This is a genomic window from Flammeovirga pectinis, assembly GCF_003970675.1.
Lineage (GTDB): Bacteria > Bacteroidota > Bacteroidia > Cytophagales > Flammeovirgaceae > Flammeovirga > Flammeovirga pectinis.
This window is the reverse complement of sequence record NZ_CP034563.1, coordinates 81,844-100,670: the sequence shown is the minus strand read 5'-3', so window position 1 is coordinate 100,670 and position 18,827 is coordinate 81,844. Positions and strand designations below refer to the sequence as shown.

The 18,827-nt window shown below is 33.4% G+C and carries 9 protein-coding genes; 8 read left to right on the top strand and 1 reads right to left on the bottom strand.

Annotation, left to right across the window (positions count from 1 at the left end):
• The first annotated feature begins 2 nt into the window (after window positions 1–2).
• The 7 genes from EI427_RS20930 to EI427_RS20900 all read left to right on the top strand — a co-directional run bounded on the left by EI427_RS20930 (window position 3) and on the right by EI427_RS20900 (window position 12,023).
• Complete coding sequence (locus tag EI427_RS20930) at window positions 3–1,337, top strand: DUF58 domain-containing protein (RefSeq protein WP_126618639.1); 1,335 nt, start codon at window positions 3–5, stop codon at window positions 1,335–1,337.
• Window positions 1,338–1,505: 168 nt separating this feature from the next.
• Window positions 1,506–2,978, top strand: coding sequence for a LamG domain-containing protein (locus tag EI427_RS20925; protein ID WP_126618637.1), 1,473 nt, complete (start codon window positions 1,506–1,508; stop codon window positions 2,976–2,978).
• A gap of 185 nt (window positions 2,979–3,163) precedes the next feature.
• Window positions 3,164–4,573: a sulfatase-like hydrolase/transferase gene (locus tag EI427_RS20920; protein WP_126618635.1), complete on the top strand. Its 1,410-nt coding sequence runs from the start codon at window positions 3,164–3,166 to the stop codon at window positions 4,571–4,573.
• A 3-nt stretch (window positions 4,574–4,576) separates the two neighbouring features.
• Entirely contained in the window at window positions 4,577–5,686 is a 1,110-nt protein-coding gene (locus tag EI427_RS20915; RefSeq protein ID WP_126618633.1) for a glycoside hydrolase family 43 protein, read from the top strand.
• A 225-nt stretch (window positions 5,687–5,911) separates the two neighbouring features.
• Window positions 5,912–6,103: a hypothetical protein gene (locus EI427_RS20910; protein WP_126618631.1), complete on the top strand. Its 192-nt coding sequence runs from the start codon at window positions 5,912–5,914 to the stop codon at window positions 6,101–6,103.
• 170 nt (window positions 6,104–6,273) lie between these two features.
• Window positions 6,274–8,838, top strand: a complete 2,565-nt coding sequence (locus EI427_RS20905) for a glycoside hydrolase family 2 protein (RefSeq protein ID WP_126618629.1) — start codon at window positions 6,274–6,276, stop codon at window positions 8,836–8,838.
• Between the two features lie 5 nt (window positions 8,839–8,843).
• On the top strand, window positions 8,844–12,023 hold the full coding sequence (locus EI427_RS20900) for a glycosyl hydrolase family 95 catalytic domain-containing protein (RefSeq protein ID WP_126618627.1): 3,180 nt from the start codon (window positions 8,844–8,846) through the stop codon (window positions 12,021–12,023).
• Between the two features lie 169 nt (window positions 12,024–12,192).
• On the opposite strand, the gene EI427_RS20895 is transcribed toward EI427_RS20900, so the two are convergent.
• Entirely contained in the window at window positions 12,193–14,037 is a 1,845-nt protein-coding gene (locus tag EI427_RS20895) for a hypothetical protein (RefSeq protein ID WP_126618625.1), read from the bottom strand.
• Between the two features lie 742 nt (window positions 14,038–14,779).
• Between EI427_RS20895 and EI427_RS20890 the strand changes: the two genes are divergently transcribed.
• Window positions 14,780–18,817 carry a chondroitinase-B domain-containing protein gene (locus EI427_RS20890; RefSeq protein WP_170178563.1) on the top strand — a complete coding sequence of 1,346 codons (4,038 nt, stop codon included), beginning with the start codon at window positions 14,780–14,782 and terminating at the stop codon, window positions 18,815–18,817.
• Window positions 18,818–18,827 lie beyond the last annotated feature (10 nt).

The following is an 18,827-nucleotide window of genomic DNA, read 5'->3' as shown; positions in this document are numbered from 1 at the left end:
ACATGAAATTTTATAAGCAATTATTTTTTTCTGAACGTTTCTATCAAGTTGGAGGTATAACAGTAGTATTATTTATACTATCTTATTTTATTCCTCTCTTATTTGGTATAACGTCGCTTTTGTTATTAGTATATGTACTACTAACGAGTGTAGACATCTATCTTCTTTTTTCTCTTGATAAAGGATTACATACCGAACGTTCTTGTGCGGAAAGGTTTTCTAACGGAGAAGACAATACGGTAACACTTTATACAGAAAATAATAGTACTCAATCTTTAGAAATAGAATTGATTGATGAAGCGCCAATACCGTTTCAGTTAAGAAATTTACATTTTACTTTTAAGTTGCCATCAGGTGATAAAAAGTCGATTACGTACACAATTCGACCTACAGAAAGAGGGGAATACTTTTTTGGAGACCTTATTTTACTAGTAACATCAAGAATTGGATTAGTAAGAAGAAAGGTAAAACAAGAGCAAGAAATACAAACTATAAAAGTGTATCCTTCTTTTCAGAAACTTAAAAAATTCGAATTAATGGCTTTCCATACAGGGCATATGGAAGGAGGAATTAAAAAAGTAAGAAGAATAGGGCAACAAAAAGAATTTGACCAGATAAAAGAATACGTTGCTGGAGATGATTTCCGTTCAATAAATTGGAAAGCCACAGCACGTTCCCCTCAATTAATGGTAAACCACTACCAAGATGAAAAGGCACAGCAAGTGTATGCTGTTTTAGATATGGGACGAAGCATGAAAATGCCTTTTAATGGGATGACACTTTTGGACTATTCTATAAATGCAAGTTTGGTTTTACTGCATATTGCACAATCTAAACAAGACCTTATCGGGATTTCAGCTTTTAATAGTGATAGCCAGACAACATTAAAGGCAAAGAGACAGTCAGGACAAATGCAGCACGTTTTAGAAAAACTCTATAACCTAACGCCAAGTTATAAAGAAACTGATTTTGGGGTGATCAGTGCAAATTTAAGAAGTCAGGTAAAGCAACGAAGTTTACTCATTTTCTTTACAAATATACCTCACAAAGAAAGCTTAGAAAGAAAGTTACCTTATTTAAAAAGGTTGGCAAAAAAACATCTTTTAGTAGTCATTTTATTTGAGGATTCAGAAATTAAAGAAGCAATAAAAAATGAAGCAAAATCTGTAAATGATTTCTACTTAAAAGCATTGCAAGAAGAAAATATCTTGGAAAGAAGAGTTATTGCTAAAGAGTTACAACAGCATGGTATTCATACCATTTTAAGTACACCAGAAAACCTAACTGTAGATACGATAAATAAGTATTTAGAGATAAAAGCGAGAGGGTTGTTGTAAGTATTACCAATTTTAATAAAACCTTGAATCTATTTCTATATTTAAAACTGATTTCTGCTTCTCTTCAAGAAAATGAAAATATTTAAATTATAATACAAATAAGTTTTAATTTAAGAATATTTATTTTTAGATTTGCTTCTTAATTACTAATAACTATACTTTTTCTTCATGAACAAATTTAGCTTAACACACAAATTACTCTTTCTTCTTTTATCAATTTCTATATTTTCTTGCGAAGACAAGGTAGAAATCAATGAAAGCCAAATTGTTTTTAATTTTGACCAAACCGCAAGTAATGGTAGATCATCAATTGCAGATGATAACGAAGTACCTACCTCTGTATTAATATCCATTGAGGATGAATCTGGTAATGAGGTTTACAGTATGCACAGCCTTACACTTTACAGTTTTGAAGGTGAATTACTTAGTGAGCCTTTACCATCACTTCCAGGAAATTATCATTTAAGTGAATTTTTACTTTTGAATGACAATCAAGAAGTGATTTATGCTACACCAAAAGAGGAATCTCCTTTAGCTTATTTGGTAACAGATCCATTAACTATTGATTTTACAGTAGTTAAAGATCAAGTTACTAAGGTTACACCAGAAGTAATTGATACTAAAGGTTATAATCCTAATGATTTAGGTTATTCAACTTTCTCATTTAATGAGATAGAAACTTTTTATCTACATACTACTGTAATGGTATATGATGAAGATTCTAAAATTTTCAAACTAAATCCAAGTGAAATAACTATTACGGACAGTGAAGGACATGTCTTATCAGATACACTTGAGGCAAGGACTTATGCATTACGTTTAAGAGATAACTCAGAGACGTATAATATCACAGTGTCTAGTATAGGTTATGAGACATTTAATCAAAGTTTCACTCTAGAAGAAATTAAAGAGTTTAACAATGAAAATCCATTAATTATTCAACTAGGAGCTTTAGATCTTAGTACTGGGTTACTTGCATATTTTCCTTTTAATGCAACAGCAAGTGATTTATCAGGAAATGGAAATGATGCAAATGTTGTAAATGCAACTTTTACAACTGATAGAAATGGTATTGAAAATAGTGCTATAAATGTTAATCAATCATCACAGTATGCTACTTTATCTAGTATTGATGATTTTGAGAATGAAATGACAATAGCAACATGGGTAAAACCTCATGAATTTTATTCTTCAAGATGTCAATATAATATTATTGTAGGTAATAACGATGAATCTAATGGTTCTCATAATGGTATGTGGTATTTAGTTTATGGTGATCAGCTTTCTGATGACCATGATTGTTATAATTATGATCCTGATAATACACCATTCGGTTTTCGCTTAGGCTTTTCAGATGGTTCATTAGGTTTAGAAAGATCAGAGACTCTTGTTTCTCTAGATCAATATTATTTCTTAGTAGGAACTTATGACGGGTCTACAATGAGAATTTATGTAAATGGAGTATTGGAAACGGAAGTAGAATACAATAAGACATTATATGTAAATGATTCAGATATTACTATAGGAAGAAGTATGGATGACCCAGATTATCCGTATAATACTAATGGTGATATTGATGATATCAGAATTTATAAAAGAGCTCTTACGGGAGATGAAATAATTGCTTTATACCATAATTAATACTACTCTATTTAAAAAAAACCACTCTTTTGTAAAAATACAAAAGAGTGGTTTTTTTTATGAAGCTGATTTTAGAATGCTTCAAACCCATAAACTGACGAAATTATGCTATAATTTGACTGAAATGATTTCCTAAAATAAAGTTGTTTCAATGATCTTTATGTATCACTTTAAAGAATATTGAAATGAACAGACTACTCTTTTTAATTCTCCTATTTTTTCAGGGAGTTACGTTAAACCTATATGCACAAAATACCAATCAAAAACCAAATTTTGTAATTATCCTTGCAGACGATTTAGGGTATGCAGATGTTGGTTTTAATGGCAGTAAACAAATAAGAACACCAAATATAGATGCACTGGCTAAACAGGGAGTACAATGTACCCAAGCGTATGTTTCTGCTCCTGTTTGTGGTCCGTCGAGAGCTGGATTAATGACAGGGAGGAACCAAGTGAATTTTGGTTTTGATAACAATCCAATTGTAGATTTACCTCAGTTTGATGAAAATTATGTTGGTGTTCCTGTAGAAGAAGTAACTATTGCAGACCGACTTGCAACTCTTGGTTATACCAATGGCTTAATTGGAAAATGGCACTTGGGTGAAGCAGATCAGTTTCATCCTACAAAACGTGGCTTTCATGAATTTTGGGGCTATAGAGGTGGTGGACACAATTACTTTTCCACAAATAAAAAAGGTAAAGGATATAAATCATCAATTGAATCTAATTATAAAGAACCACAACCTATCACCTACATTACAGATGATAAGGGAGATGAATGTGTAGATTTTATCAAGAGACATAAAAAAGATCCATTTTTCTTATTTGCTTCTTTTAATGCACCACATGCTCCAATGCAAGCAACTGATGCAGATTTAGCATTATACGAAGACATCAAAGACGAAAAAAGACGTACGTATGCTGCTATGATTCACCGTTTGGATGTAAATGTAGGCCGTATCATTAAAGAATTAAAAAAGCAGAAAGTATATGATAATACGGTAATTGTATTCTTTAGTGATAATGGAGGTCCATGTGATCATAATGCCTCTATCAACGCACCATATAACGGGCAAAAAGGAATCTTATTAGAAGGAGGAATTAGAGTTCCGTTTGTTATATCCTACCCAAAACATTTAGAAAATGGGCAGTATGATTTACCTGTTTCTTCTTTAGATTTAGCACCTACTTTTGTGGCTTTAGCGGGAGGAAAAACAACGGCAGAAGATAAATTAGACGGTGTAAATATTTACCCTTATATCACAAAAGAAATAAAAGGAAACCCACACGAAACAATGATGTGGCGTTTTACTATTAGTGCAGGTATTCGCAAAGGAAATTGGAAACTCATTCGTCTTCCCGACCGTTTGCCATTACTTTTTAATCTTGATAAAGATCCTTCAGAACAAAATGATGTAGCTGCTGAAAATCGAGATTTAGTTATTGAAATGCTAAAAGAATTAGGTGATTGGGATGTTTCTAGTCCTCAAATGCTTTATATGGAAGGGAATAGATGGAGAAGAGAACAGGTTGATTTATATGATGCAGAATATAAATTGACACAGCCTGAAACTTCAACTAAAGAAATAAAATAGAACATGAGATATAGTTTAATTATAAGTTTGATGTTCCTTTTTTCTTGCCAAGAGAAAGTGTCAAAATTTATTCCTGCTGAGAAGTGGCTCGACAATAATGGGGTACATATTAATGCACATGGTGGAGGAATTCTTGATCATGAAAACACTTATTATTGGTTTGGTGAACATAAGGTTGATGGGAAAATAGGCAATACTGCACAGGTGGGTGTTCATTGTTATTCTTCTAAAGATTTATACAATTGGAAAGACGAAGGAATTGCACTTTCTGTGAGTAATGATACTACTTCTTTACTGATCAAAGGTTGTGTTATTGAACGTCCAAAAGTGATTTACAATGCTAAAAATAAGCAATTTGTGATGTGGTTTCATCATGAATTAAAAGGGCAAGGGTATAAAGCTGCTATGACGGGTGTTGCGGTAAGTGATCAGATCACAGGGCCTTATCAATACCTTAAAAGTGTAAACCCAAATAGTGGAATTTGGCCAATAGATTACCCTGATAGTTTAAAAACTAAAAATTACAATTTAGAGAGTATAAAAAAATGGTCTAAAGAATATTTTAATGTCGCTGCTGAAGGTGTTTTTCTTCAGCGTGATCTTCAAAAAGGACAAATGGCAAGAGATATGACGCTCTATGTTGATGTTGATGGTAAGGCGTATCATATTTTTTCTTCTGAAGAAAATACTACTTTACATATCGCTGAATTAACGGATAATTACCAAGATTTTACAGGGAAATATACAAGAGCACTTGAAGGGCAATGTAACGAAGCTCCTGCAATCTTCAAAAAAGGAGAAAAATACTATATGATTACTTCTGGGCTGACGGGATGGAAACCAAATGCAGCAAGATCTGCTGTGGCTGATCATCCATTAGGACCTTGGACTTCTTTAGGTAACCCTTGTCAAGGTACAGAAGGAGAAAAAAACACCACTTTTCAATCACAAAGTACTTTTATTTTACCTGTTGAAGGAAAAGAAGATACTTATATTTTTATGGCTGATCGTTGGATGCCTGAAAATGCAATTGATGGAAGATATATTTGGCTCCCTATAGAATTTGAAGAAGATAAGCCTGTGCTTAAATGGCAAAATGAGTGGCATTTTTAACTAAAATCAAATTAAAAAAACTCACTAATATTTCTTATAACTTTTTCTTTATGCTTTGTGGAGCAAGGTAATGAGGTAAGAAATATATATATCAACATAAATTGGTATTTTACTTCGGAAAGTGATGATTTTACTTGATAAGTCAATTTTTAATTTACAACACTTTTAATCTGACAATCTAATTTCATTAATAAGTGAATTAAAGAAACAATATGATACTTCCTAATGCAATATTATGGGGTAGTTTTATCAGATGATAAAAGAACAGACGCAAATGGTTTCCCTCTTTTAGGACTTCTTGATGAATTAAATTTAAAAGGAAAAATACATCCGAGATCATCTATGATGCGTGCAATTTTTATTACCATTGCTAATGTCAATAATATGGATAAAGTAGTACAAACTATTAATTCATGAATTTGAGCATTGGGTAGGTTTAAATCATATAAAGAAGATAAATAGAAAAGTTTCTTTATATGATTTACTAGATACTGAGCTCTGACCGTTTTATGTTAGTTTTTGAATGATAACGACTCAATTATCTCAACTATTCTAAAGATATTTATGCTGTATCAATACATAATAAAATGAACAAACAACTTCCCTTATTTTTACTTTTATTACTCTCTATTTTTTCATGTTCTCCTTCAAACAAAGAGGGGAGCAAAAGAGAGAAAATCAACATAAATAGAGATTGGTCTTTTACTTTTAGTGAAGAAAACGACGAATTCTCATCTTCAAAAAAAAATGGAGAATGGGAAACCGTCGGATTGCCACATAGCTTTAGTTTACCGTATTTTAGATCGGAAAGTTTTTATGTTGGTTACGGTTGGTATCAAAAGAATTTGATTATAAAAAAAGAGTGGCTTTCTAAAGCATTACATCTAGAATTTGATGGTGTTTTTCAGGTAGCTGAAATCTACTTAAATGGTAAAAAAGTAGGTGAACATAGTGGTGGCTATACAGGTTTTTCATTGGATATCTCTAAAGCAGTAAAAGAAGGAAATAACCTTTTGGCTGTTCGAGTAAATAATGTTTGGGATGCTCAATTAGCACCAAGAGCAGGGGAACATGTGTTTAGTGGAGGTATTTACAGAGATGTTTACTTAACAGTAACAAACCCTTTACATGTAACTTGGAACGGTACTTTTGTTACAACACCAAAAGTAAACAACGAAGAAGCAACGGTGAACATTAAGACCACCATAGAAAATAAAAGTTTAATAGATAAATCATTTATTCTTAGAACAAAAATAGTATCTCCTAATAATAAACAAGTAGCTATAATAGAGCGTCAAGAAATAGTAAAAAGTGGAGAGATATTAACGTTCGAACAGCAATCAGAAAAAATTAAGAACCCACAATTATGGTCGCCAGAACACCCTAATTTATACCGTATAGAAACGTTTTTATTAGAAGGGGATAGTGTAGTAGATAATTACAGTTCTACGCTTGGTTTTAGATGGTTTGAATGGACTGCTGATCAAGGATTTTTCTTAAATGGGAAGCACCTATATCTAGAGGGTGTTAATGTACATCAAGATCATGCAGGTTGGGGAGATGCTGTAACAAAAGCAGGTGTTTACAGAGATGTAAAATTAATGAAAGAGGCAGGGTTTAATATGATTAGAGCATCACATTATCCTCATCACCCTTACTTTACTGAAGTATGTGATGAACTAGGCATCTTTTTTATTCCTGAAAACTGTGTATGGGGAATTGGCGGTTTTATTGATGAAGGCAATTGGAAATCGAGTACTTATCCTACCAAAGAAGAAGATTGGACGGGATACAATAAAAGTGCTGAGAAAACTTTAGAAGAGCTGATTAAAATTAATAAAAATAGTCCGTCTATTATAGCATGGAGTATGAGTAATGAGCCATTTTTCTCTTCAGAAAAAGTAATCGAACCAATGAAAAAATTATTGGTAGATTTAGTAGATGAATCACATAAATTAGATCCTTCAAGACCTGCCATGATTGGTGGTGCACAACGTCAAAATGTAGATGTTTTAGGTGATATTGCTGGTTATAATGGAGATGGGGCAACACTTTATAAAAACCCTGGTTTTCCTAATATGGTAAGTGAATATGGATCTTGCGTAACAGATAGACCAGGTGATTATACAGCATGTTGGGGCCATGTAACAGATGGTGAAAAACCTGCTTGGAGAAGTGGACATGCCATTTGGTGTGGTTTTGACCATGGTAGTATTGCAGGAAATATGGGCGAAATGGGTATTGTGGATTATGCTAGAATTCCGAAACGTTCTTGGTATTGGTACCGTAATTATTTTAGAGGAATTGCACCTCCAAAATGGCCTGAAAAAGGGATGCCTAAGAGCTTAAAATTATTTGCTGATAAAACAACAATTATTGGCACAGATGCTACCGATGATGTACACATTAATGTACAAGTATTGGATGAAAATGGCGTACATATATCTAATAGTCCAGATGTAACACTTACTATCGTTTCTGGACCCGGTGAATTTCCTACAGGAAGAAGTATTACTTTTAAAGAGACGACAAGAAATGATATCCAAATTTTAGAAGGACATGCTGCAATGGAATTTCGTAGTTATGAAGGTGGTACAACCATTATTGAGGCAACATCAAAAGGTTTAAAACCTGCACAAATAGAAATTATTACAACCGGATTACCAAAATATGAGGAAGGGATTACACCTGTTGTAAAAGCTCGACCTTACCAAGATTATAGATGGCAACAAGCAGTAGAAACGGGTTCGTCTGTAAAAGTGTCTGATGCAAGACCAACACGTACAAATTCTACGAGTATTACCCCAGCGTCTTTAGCAAATGATGGACACAAGTGGACCAAATGGAATCCAATTTCAAAAGACGGTATCATTTGGTGGGAGTTGGATATGGAAAATTTCTACAATGTAGAGGATGTAAACATTACGTTTCAAACTGCTACTGACATGACCATTGAGTTGGCTTCTTCTGTGAATCAAAAAGATTGGATTTCTTTAGAGAAATTGAATTGTAATACAAAGCAGAAACCTTATCTTGAATGGAATATCAAAGACAATACAAAAGTAAGGTTTATTCGCTTTACTTTCACTTTAAAAAATAAAGCACTTCCGTTATCAATTGGAGAGATTGAAGTGTATGGCAAAACAAACTAAATGAAATGAAAACATACTATCAACTTTTATTACTGATCTGTGTATTCGGATTATTCTCTTTTCATCAACCTAAAGATGTAGAAGAAAGCGCAACAAAAAGTGGAGCGCCAGACAAAGTAGTGATTTACAAAACTATTGATAATATAGATTTAAAGTTACACTTCTTTTACCCTCCAAATCATAAAGTAACAGACAAAACTGCTGCTTTGTTATTTTTTCATGGAGGAGGTTGGAATGGAGGTGCACCAAGTCAACTTTATGCACAAAGTGCCTATCTAGCGTCTAGAGGTTTAGTGGTAGTTAGTGCACAGTATAGAGTTAATAAAGCCAATGGCACTACTCCTCAAGAATGCGTGAAAGATGGTAAATCTGCCATGCGATGGTTGAGGACTCATGCCCAAAATTATGGAATTAATGCCAATAAAATACTTGCTGGTGGTGGTTCTGCAGGCGGACATATAGCTGCTGCTTTGGCCACTGTAAAAGGGTTTAATGAAGTAGGTGAAGATACAACAGTGAGTTGTATGCCAGAAGCATTAGTATTGTTTAACCCTGCAATTCATAATGGAAAAGAAGGATATGGTTATACTAGAGTACAAGAGTATTGGGAATCTTTTTCTCCTTACCATAACATTGATAAAACAACACCGCCTACTGTGATCCTATTAGGTACAGAGGATAGAGTATTTAAACCTTCATTAGCCAAAGAGTTTAAGAAAAACATGGAAGAAAATGGTGTGCGTTGTGATCTTATTTTATATAAAGATCAAGAGCATGCTTTCTTTAATAAAGACATGAATTTAGAAATGCATTATCAGACCATGATTGATGCAGATAAGTTTCTTATTTCTTTAGGTTATTTAAAAGGAGAGCCTAGAACTTTAACTTCTTTTTTAGCAGAGCATAAAGAAGAAAATGCATTAAGATTATGGTATGATCAACCTGCTAAAGATTGGCAGTCTGAAGCTTTGCCTATTGGTAATGGTTACATGGGTGCAATGTTTTTTGGAGGCACAAATAAAGAACAAATACAATTTTCTGAAGGTACACTTTGGAGTGGAGGACCTGGCAGTAACGATAATTACAATTTTGGTGTTAGAAAAGATGCTTGGAAACATTTAGAAGCGGTAAGAAAACTATTGGATGAAGAAAAATTTAATGAAGCACATGCGTTAGCACAGAAAGAGTTAACGGGGGTACTTCATAAAAATGAAAATGATTTAAGTAGTTTTGGTGATTATGGTGCCCAGCAAACTATGGGGGATTTAATGATTACCGTAGACCATGCCGAAGAAGTAGAACACTATAAACGTGTTTTAGATATTGAAAAGGCAGAAGGTTACATCACTTATAATATTGGTGATAACCAGTATAAGAGAACTTATTTTGGAGATTACCCATCAAAATTAATGGTGTATAAATTAGAAAGTGATTTACCTGAAAATTATAGTATTTCATTCCAAACACCTCACCAAAAAAATAAAGAAACGTTCAAGAAAAATCTTTACAGTTTTCAAGGTGAAGTGAAAGATAACGGGATGCAATTTGAGACTTGCTTGAAGATTGAATCAGATGGTAAGACAAAGTTTGTAGACAATAAGGTTATTATCGAAAATGCTACATACGTAGTGGCGTATCATGTAGCTTCTACAGAATACCTTAATAAATTCCCAACCTATAAAGGCAATGATTTTATAACTGAAAATAAACATTTATTGCATCGACTTAAGGGTAAATCATTTGAAGAAATACAAAAAGAACACCGTTTAGATTATCAAAATCTATTTGAAAGAGTTGATTTTGATTTAGGATACAAACAAGGGGAGGATTTACCTACAGACCAACGCTTATTGGCCTATTCTAAAGGCAATAATGATTACTGGTTGGAACAATTATACTTTCAATATAGTCGTTATTTAATGATTTCTTCTTCGAGACCGGGTACAATGCCGATGCATTTACAAGGGAAATGGAACGATTCTACTAACCCAGCTTGGGCATGTGATTACCACATGAATATCAATCAGCAAATGTTATATTGGCCAGCAGAAGTTGTCAATTTGAGCGAGTGCGAAGAACCATTAAATGATTATATTGAAAGCCTTGTAGAACCGGGTAAAATTACGGCAAAAGAATTCTTTAATGCGAGAGGTTGGACAGTAAGTACAATGAACAATCCGTTTGGATACACTTCTTCTGGATGGGGATTTCCTTGGGGATTTTTTCCTGGTGGAGCAGGTTGGATTTCTCAACATTTATGGGAGCATTATGAATTTACACAAGACGAAGCATTTTTAAAAAATCAGGCTTATCCAATCATGAAAGAAGCTGCTTTATTTTGGGTAGATTACCTTACTGAAAATGAAAACGGTTTACTTGTTTCTACTCCTTCTTACTCTCCAGAACATGGTGGGATTTCTAAAGGAGCATCTATGGATCATCAGATTGCATGGGATTTAATGAGTAATTGTATTGCAGCTTGTGAAGTACTGGAAATTGATGCAGATTTTAAGAAAGAAATTACAGCAGTAAGAAATAAAATTGCTCCTCCTACCATTGGTTCATGGGGACAATTACAAGAATGGATGGAAGATGTAGATGATCCGAATAATAAACACAGACACGTTTCTCATCTTTATGCCTTACACCCTGGAAAGCAAATTTCTTTAGAGAAAACACCAGAATGGGCTGAAGCAACAAGAGTAAGTTTAAATGCAAGAGGAGACGACGGAACTGGTTGGTCTTTAGCATGGAAAGTCAACTTTTGGTCACGATTAAAAGATGGCGATAGAGCATACCAATTGTACAGAAGATTATTACAACCTATCGGATTTGGAGATGAAAGTACACATGCTTCAGGAACTTATGCTAATTTATTTTGTGGTCATCCACCTTTCCAATTGGATGGAAATATGGGCGGTGCTGCAGGTATGGCAGAAATGCTTTTACAGTCGCAAACAGGCACTTTAGAAATACTACCGGCATTGCCGCAAGCTTGGAAAAAAGGGAATGTAAAAGGATTAAAAGCGAGAGGTGGTTACACTGTAGATATGAGTTGGAAAAATGGAAAACTAAAAACATTACATATTACTGCGGTCAAAAATGGTCCTTGTACTTTACTTTATAAGGGTAAGAAACAAGTGAAAGAAATGGTTGCTGGTGAGACTTTAGAAGTGAAGTTTTAATTTTCTGGGAAGTAGATGTAAATCAATAACCATTATTTAAATAGTAATGGTTATTGATTTTACTAGTTGTCGTTAAATATAATATTGAGTTAGAAAGAAAGATCATTTTATAAAAAAAGAGCCCAAAACACATGGTTTTGAACTCTCATTATTAATAACTATCACTTTACTATTTCATTATAGAATAGTAGATGATAGGGTAAGTAACATCAATAGCTGAATTTGTCGAATTATTTTTAACAGCATCACCAGTAATATGGATATAGAAAACAACTTCTTTACCTGAATCTCTAGCAGTTTCATAACTTGATTTTAAAACACCTAAAGCAGGTTTAATTGTTAAAGAAGGAGCAGAAAATGCTTCTTTCACTCGAATAGCACTTTTGTCATTATTTATTTTTGTTTCTCCAGCTTTACAAGTTAGCGTCTGAATAATATTAGATTTATCACCTTTAGCAATAGTAACCGTAACAGTACCACTAGTGTTATAATTAAAACGATCTTTGTTAAAGTAAATCACCCAAGGGTTATAGCCAATATTACCTGTCCAGAATTGTGTGTTTTCAGTTTGAATTACACCATCATGCGAACCTTTAATATCTTTACCACTCTTATCTTTGTCAACAAAAAATTGATCTAAAGACATTGCTGCAAAACCACCAAAATTACCAGTTTGTTTAACAGTAGGTCTTTCTAACTCAATAGGATAGTAACCACCAGGGAAAGCAACAAAATCATGATCAAACTGAGTAGAAGAAATACCTTTACCTCTTAATTTTACATTTAAATGAGCACCTTGGTTCTTATCTGTTTTACCGTATTGAGCCACTAGGTAGTTCTTTGAAGCAGGATCATTTTTATTATACTGTAATAGACCAAAAGAAATATCTCTCTTATCCATAGAAGAGAAGAAAAAATCTTTATGCCCCATGCTGTGTAACTTTTTAAAAGAACCATCTTCATGAATATCTCCAGAACCTTCTATGGTACAAAAACCAAAAGCACTTGTGGCAGATTGAGCTTGCGACCAATCTGTAGCACCCAAAGAGGATAAGTTTGAATTCATTGATACCTCATCCGCCTTATCTAATGTTATACTACTAATCTGATTATCAAAGGTCGAATTTGTTTTTAGGTAATGCTCAATTCCTTGATCATCTTTTAATTGTGCTAATGCACCAAGCATAGCATTTGATTGATCAAGTTCAATAAATTTTCTTGCATATAAACCAGCTGCTCTTTCATTAAGATTAAGCCAAGCCATAGTATGCTCTAAATATCCATCAGAATATTTTCCTTGATGATAAACATCTGGACTTTGCGACTCATCAATATATGGAACAGATGCATATTTATCTTGTGCACCTTCATATTTGTATCCTCCATTAAAAGCAGTAGTAAATGTATCCCAAAGCTGTTTTAATTCTGCTTTTGTAGGGAAGTTACTCGGAAGGTTAAAACCTACCGTTTGCGTTCCTTTTTGAGCTAATGTATTGTTTAGGTTTGTCAGTTTATTTACTAAAGTTTTAAGTTTATCATTCAACTTTACAAATTCTGCTTTACCACTTAAAGCGTTATTCTGAAGAATATTTTTCACATTCTTACTAATTTGATTCGCCTCATTCTCAATTTTTACATATTCTTTTTTTGAAGTTTGATCTACTGGTAATTGATCTAATTTACCATTTAGAGCATCAATCTCTTTATTAAGATCAATAACTTTTTGTTGAATTTGTGGAGTAATTGACGAATTTGAAGTAGGCTTATTTCCTGTTTGAGGTTTCGGATTAGTAGAACCTGTTGTATTGTTATTACTACCTGTTGTTGGTTTTACAGTAGCGGTTCCTGTATTGTCTTTTAACTTATCAACTTCATCATTGACTTTATCTGCTTTGTCAGAAATTTTATTTTTTAATTCCTTTTTTTCCATTTCAGGCTTTAAAGGAGTTTCCTTCTTGTCTTTACATGAGTAAACAAGGACGGTTAAGGCTATTAAAATTGCACTAATTCTCATAAAAGTAAATTGTTAAAAAATAGATTGATTTCATTTACTCCAAGACAATTCATTGGGTAGTATTGTACAATGTTATTAACTATTATAAACAATAATTTATATTCAAATTATTGTTTATTTAATGATAAATAAGTGAGTTGTTTAGCTGTATATATATGTTGTTACCATACTTAATACTATTTTAGGGGGAGCTTTTGTTTGTTGTATATCATTGATATACAGTGTTATTGGTTGCTTTTTTAATGTAAACACCAAAGTGATATTATTCTTTTGATTTCTTTTTAAAGATGATTTATTTAAAATTTATCTTCTCTTTTTATCACAAATAAATTTTAAATTATTATAAATCTAGAGTTAAATACTTTCAAAAATACACAATTAATAATCTTTTGAGATAGCAAATTAGTAAAGAATATCTATCAAAATGTTACTAGATAATCAATCAATAAAATTATTTTTTTAGATTTGATTTTAAGTATTTACGTCATTTTTACACATAAAAACACTCAATTTTAGCCTAAAAATAGCCTTTTTACTATAACTGTCTGACTATAAGTTGCATAATAAAATATTACTCCATAGATTGGGTTACCAAGAATTGGTTAACCAAAATAACTAGTATATTTTTTTACAAACAGCACACACAGTTATGATTAACAAAATCAAGCTAAGAAAATGTTTTATTTTTTTTAGCATTGGCATCCTATTGCCGTGTCTAAACGCCTTCTCTGAGACGTTTAGAGTGAGTTCCGACGAAGAATTTAATGATTTAGTTCTGCAAGCGGGAGATGTAGTAATTTGGACAGACGGTACATACGCTGATCAGAATCTACAATTTTCAGGATCAATTGGTACTGCAAGTAATCCTATTCTTGTAAAAGCAGAAACACCCGGTGGTGTTGTATTTACAGGAACATCTAAAGTAAATTTCTATGGAAGCTATCTTATTCTTGACGGCTTTTATTGGAAAGGTGGCGAAGGTGTCAGTGATCATATTGAGTTTAGAAGAAATGGCTCAAACACTGATTTCGGGACACATTGTACAATTAGAAATTGTGCTTTTGATGACCTTTACACAGAAGCACCGAATAAGAGCCGTTGGATTGTACTCCATGGAGAAAACAACGTAGTAGAGAATTGTTCTTTTATTAATAAAAAGAGTGCAGGAGCCTGTATTTTGGTAGAATTATCTTATGCGGCAGGGTTAAATCCTAGCCATGTTATTCGTAATAATTACTTCTATAATATTACGCCTAAAGATGGTTTTACAACTAATTCAGGAGATTGTGAAGCAATTAGAATTGGGGTAAGCTCATACCAATCGGTAGAAGCAAATGTTCTAGTTGAAGGCAATTACTTTCTTGAAGCAGATGGAGAAAATGAGATTATCACAAATAAGAGTGCTAAGAATACATTTTTACACAACACATTTAGAAAATGTAGAGGATCTTTGGTTTTAAGACATGGAGCAGGAGCATATATTGAAGGTAATTTCTTCTTAGGAGAAGGAAAAGCATCATCTGGTGGTATCAGAGTGAGTGATAGCGATCATGTTATCATCAATAATTATATGCAAGGGCTTAGTAATAGTGGTGATAAATGGAATAACGGAATTACTCTAGTAGGTGGTGGAGAATCATCTGGTGGTTCTGGTAATGGTTATCAGAATGTTGATAATATAGTTATTGCACACAATACTATTTACGCATCTGATGATCCAATCTTTTTTAATAACAGAAGCTCTTACGATCCTGTAGGGGTTATTGCTTATAATCTTATTTATAGCGAAAATGGCGATATAATTTCTGGTGATATTGAAGGTACTGGTAGTGGTATGCAATATGAAGGGAACATCTTTGGTGGTTCTGCTATTGGATTAGCCAATAATGGGATTACAAGTGCAAATGTTGATTTTTCTGCTGATGGTACAATCTTTAAGCCTGTATCAAATAGCATATTTGTTGATGCTGCCGGAAGTGTTTACAAAGATCTTGTAAATATAGATATTGATGGTCTAACTCGTCCAAATAATGGGCTTGATGTTGGTGCTCATGAGGTAGATGGTGGTAGTGGTACTAAACGTTATCAACCAATTACTAATAATCAAGTAGGTAGCGAAGTTGGTGCTTGTTTTTTAGATGCTAATGGAACATTATTAGCATCATGTGGATCAGTTAATGATTACATAATTGTATCAAATATTAGCTCATTTTCTTCTGAAGGAGAAACAATTTCAGCTTCACTAACATCAAATGTTGCTTGGACAATTGAAGAAGATGTAAATTGGATTTCAATTACTCCACAATCAGGAGCAGGAAATAGTACTATTGAAATTACAGCCAACGAAAACTCTTCAACAGAAGAAAGAACAGGTAGTATTGTAGTTAAGGGTGAAGGTGTCGATAATCAGACTATTGTACTTACTCAGAATGGATATGTTGCACCAGTTAGTGTTACAGGGGTTAGCGTAACTCCTGCCTCATCATTATTAGTTTTGGGAGGCATTTTACAATTGAATGCAAGTATTTTACCAACAGATGCAAGTAATACTGCTGTTAGTTTTAGCAGTACCAATACACAAGTAATTACTGTTAATGCCACAGGAGAAGTAATGGCTACAGGAGAGGGAGTTGCAACTATTACAGTAACTTCAGACGATGGTAATTTTACAGATACGGCAGAAATTGAAGTGGTAGCACCATCTTCAGACGATAATTTAGCGTTAAATAAAGCGATTAGTAGCACAGGTACGGTAGATGGAACAAATGTAGCATCAAACTTAATTGATGGAGATGTTGCTTCAAGATGGTCAGTAAATGGTTATCCTCAATCTGCAACAATTGATTTAGGAAGTGATTTTACAATTGATAGAACAGAGTTAATTTGTTATAGTGATAGAGACTATCAATTTACAGTTGAAGTAGCCAATGAGGAAGGTGGACCGTATGTACAAGTTGTAGATAAAACGGATAATACTGTTCCAGGAGCAGTAGATGCACCAATTATAGCAACTTTCCAAAGCGTATCTGCAAGATATGTGAGATTAACAGTTACAGGAGCAGCTACTTATAGTGGTTCTTGGATAAGCATAAATGAGTTAAGAATATTTGGTGAAGAAGATGAAGTTGATGTAATTTCTGTTACTGGAGTTTCATTAACTCCTCAAGTTTCTTCTTTAATTGAAGGGGATGAATTACAATTAACTGCAGAAGTTTTACCACTTAATGCAGACAATACATCAATTACTTTCAACTCTAGTAATTCATCTATTGCTACAGTAAACTCTTCAGGAAAAGTTATAGCACTAAATGCAGGATCGGTAACAATTTCAGTTATTACAGAAGATGGAAACTTTTCAGCAAGTTCAGAAATTGAAGTTACTGCACCTACTACCGACAATAACGAAAATTTAGCGTTAAATAAAGCGATTAGTAGTTCAAGTACGGCAGATGGAACAAATGTAGCAGCAAATTTAGTAGATGGAGATGTTGCTTCAAGATGGTCTGTAGCAAATTTCCCTCAATCTGCCACAATTGATTTAGGAGGTGATTTTGCCATTGAAAGCACTGCACTTGTTTGCTATAACGATAGAGATTATCAGTTTACAATTGAAGTAGCAACTGAAGAAAATGGACCTTATGTTGAAGTGGTAGATCAGACAGATAATACACTTTCTGGAGCAGTTGACGCACCAATTGTAAATACTTTCCAAAGTGTAACAGCAAGATTTGTAAAAATAACAGTTACAGGTGCAGCTACTTATACTGGTACATGGGTGAGTTTAACAGAGTTGAGTGTTTTTGGAGAAGCACAAGATACCGAAAATCCATCAATAGCAGTTACTGGAGTTACTTTAACTACGCAAAATTCTACTTTAGAGGTAGAAAATGAAGTACAGTTAACTGCAGAAGTTTTACCACTTAATGCAGACAATAAAGCAATTACTTATTCAACAAGTAATTCATCAGTAGCAACAGTGAGTTCATCTGGGAATGTTACAGCTGTTGGTTCAGGAACGGCAACAATTTCTGTAACTACTGTAGATGGAAATTATACTGATACAATTGATATTGAGGTCACTTCACCTGTTTCAGAAGAGGTATTTAATGTAGCTTTAAACAAAGCAATTGTTGGTACAGGTACTGCTGATGGAGATAATTCACCATTAAATTTAGTAGATGGAGATGATATCTCAAGATGGTCTGTATCAGGCTTTCCTCAATCTGCAACAATAGATTTAGGTGGTAATTTTGACATCGAAAGTACTGCACTAGTTTGCCATAAAGATAGAGATTATCAGTTCACTATTGAAGTGGCAAACCAAGAAAATGGACCTTATATTGAAGTAGTAGATCAGACGGAAAATACACTTGCTGGTACAGTAGATGCTCCAATAGAAAATTATTTTGAGCCTATTACTGCTAGATTTGTGAAAATAACAGTTACAGGTGCAGCTACTTATACTGGTACATGGGTAAGTTTAGGAGAACTTAATGTATTTGGGGCAGCAGCTTCTTCATCTTCTGCAAGAGTTGCATCAGTATCTCAGGATTTGGAAGATGTTTCATTAATTCAAAATGTATATCCTAATCCCTCTGTTGGAAATGTAAATATTGATTTTACTTCTAAAGTAGAATATAAAATATACAACATGACAGGACAAGTTGTTAGATCAGGCGATGCGTCTGAGTTGAAAGTAAATCTTGCAAAAGGAGCGTATGTTCTTGTTGCAACTGATGAAAATGGAAACAGAGATCTAGCAAAATTAATTTGTAGATAATAGAGATAAA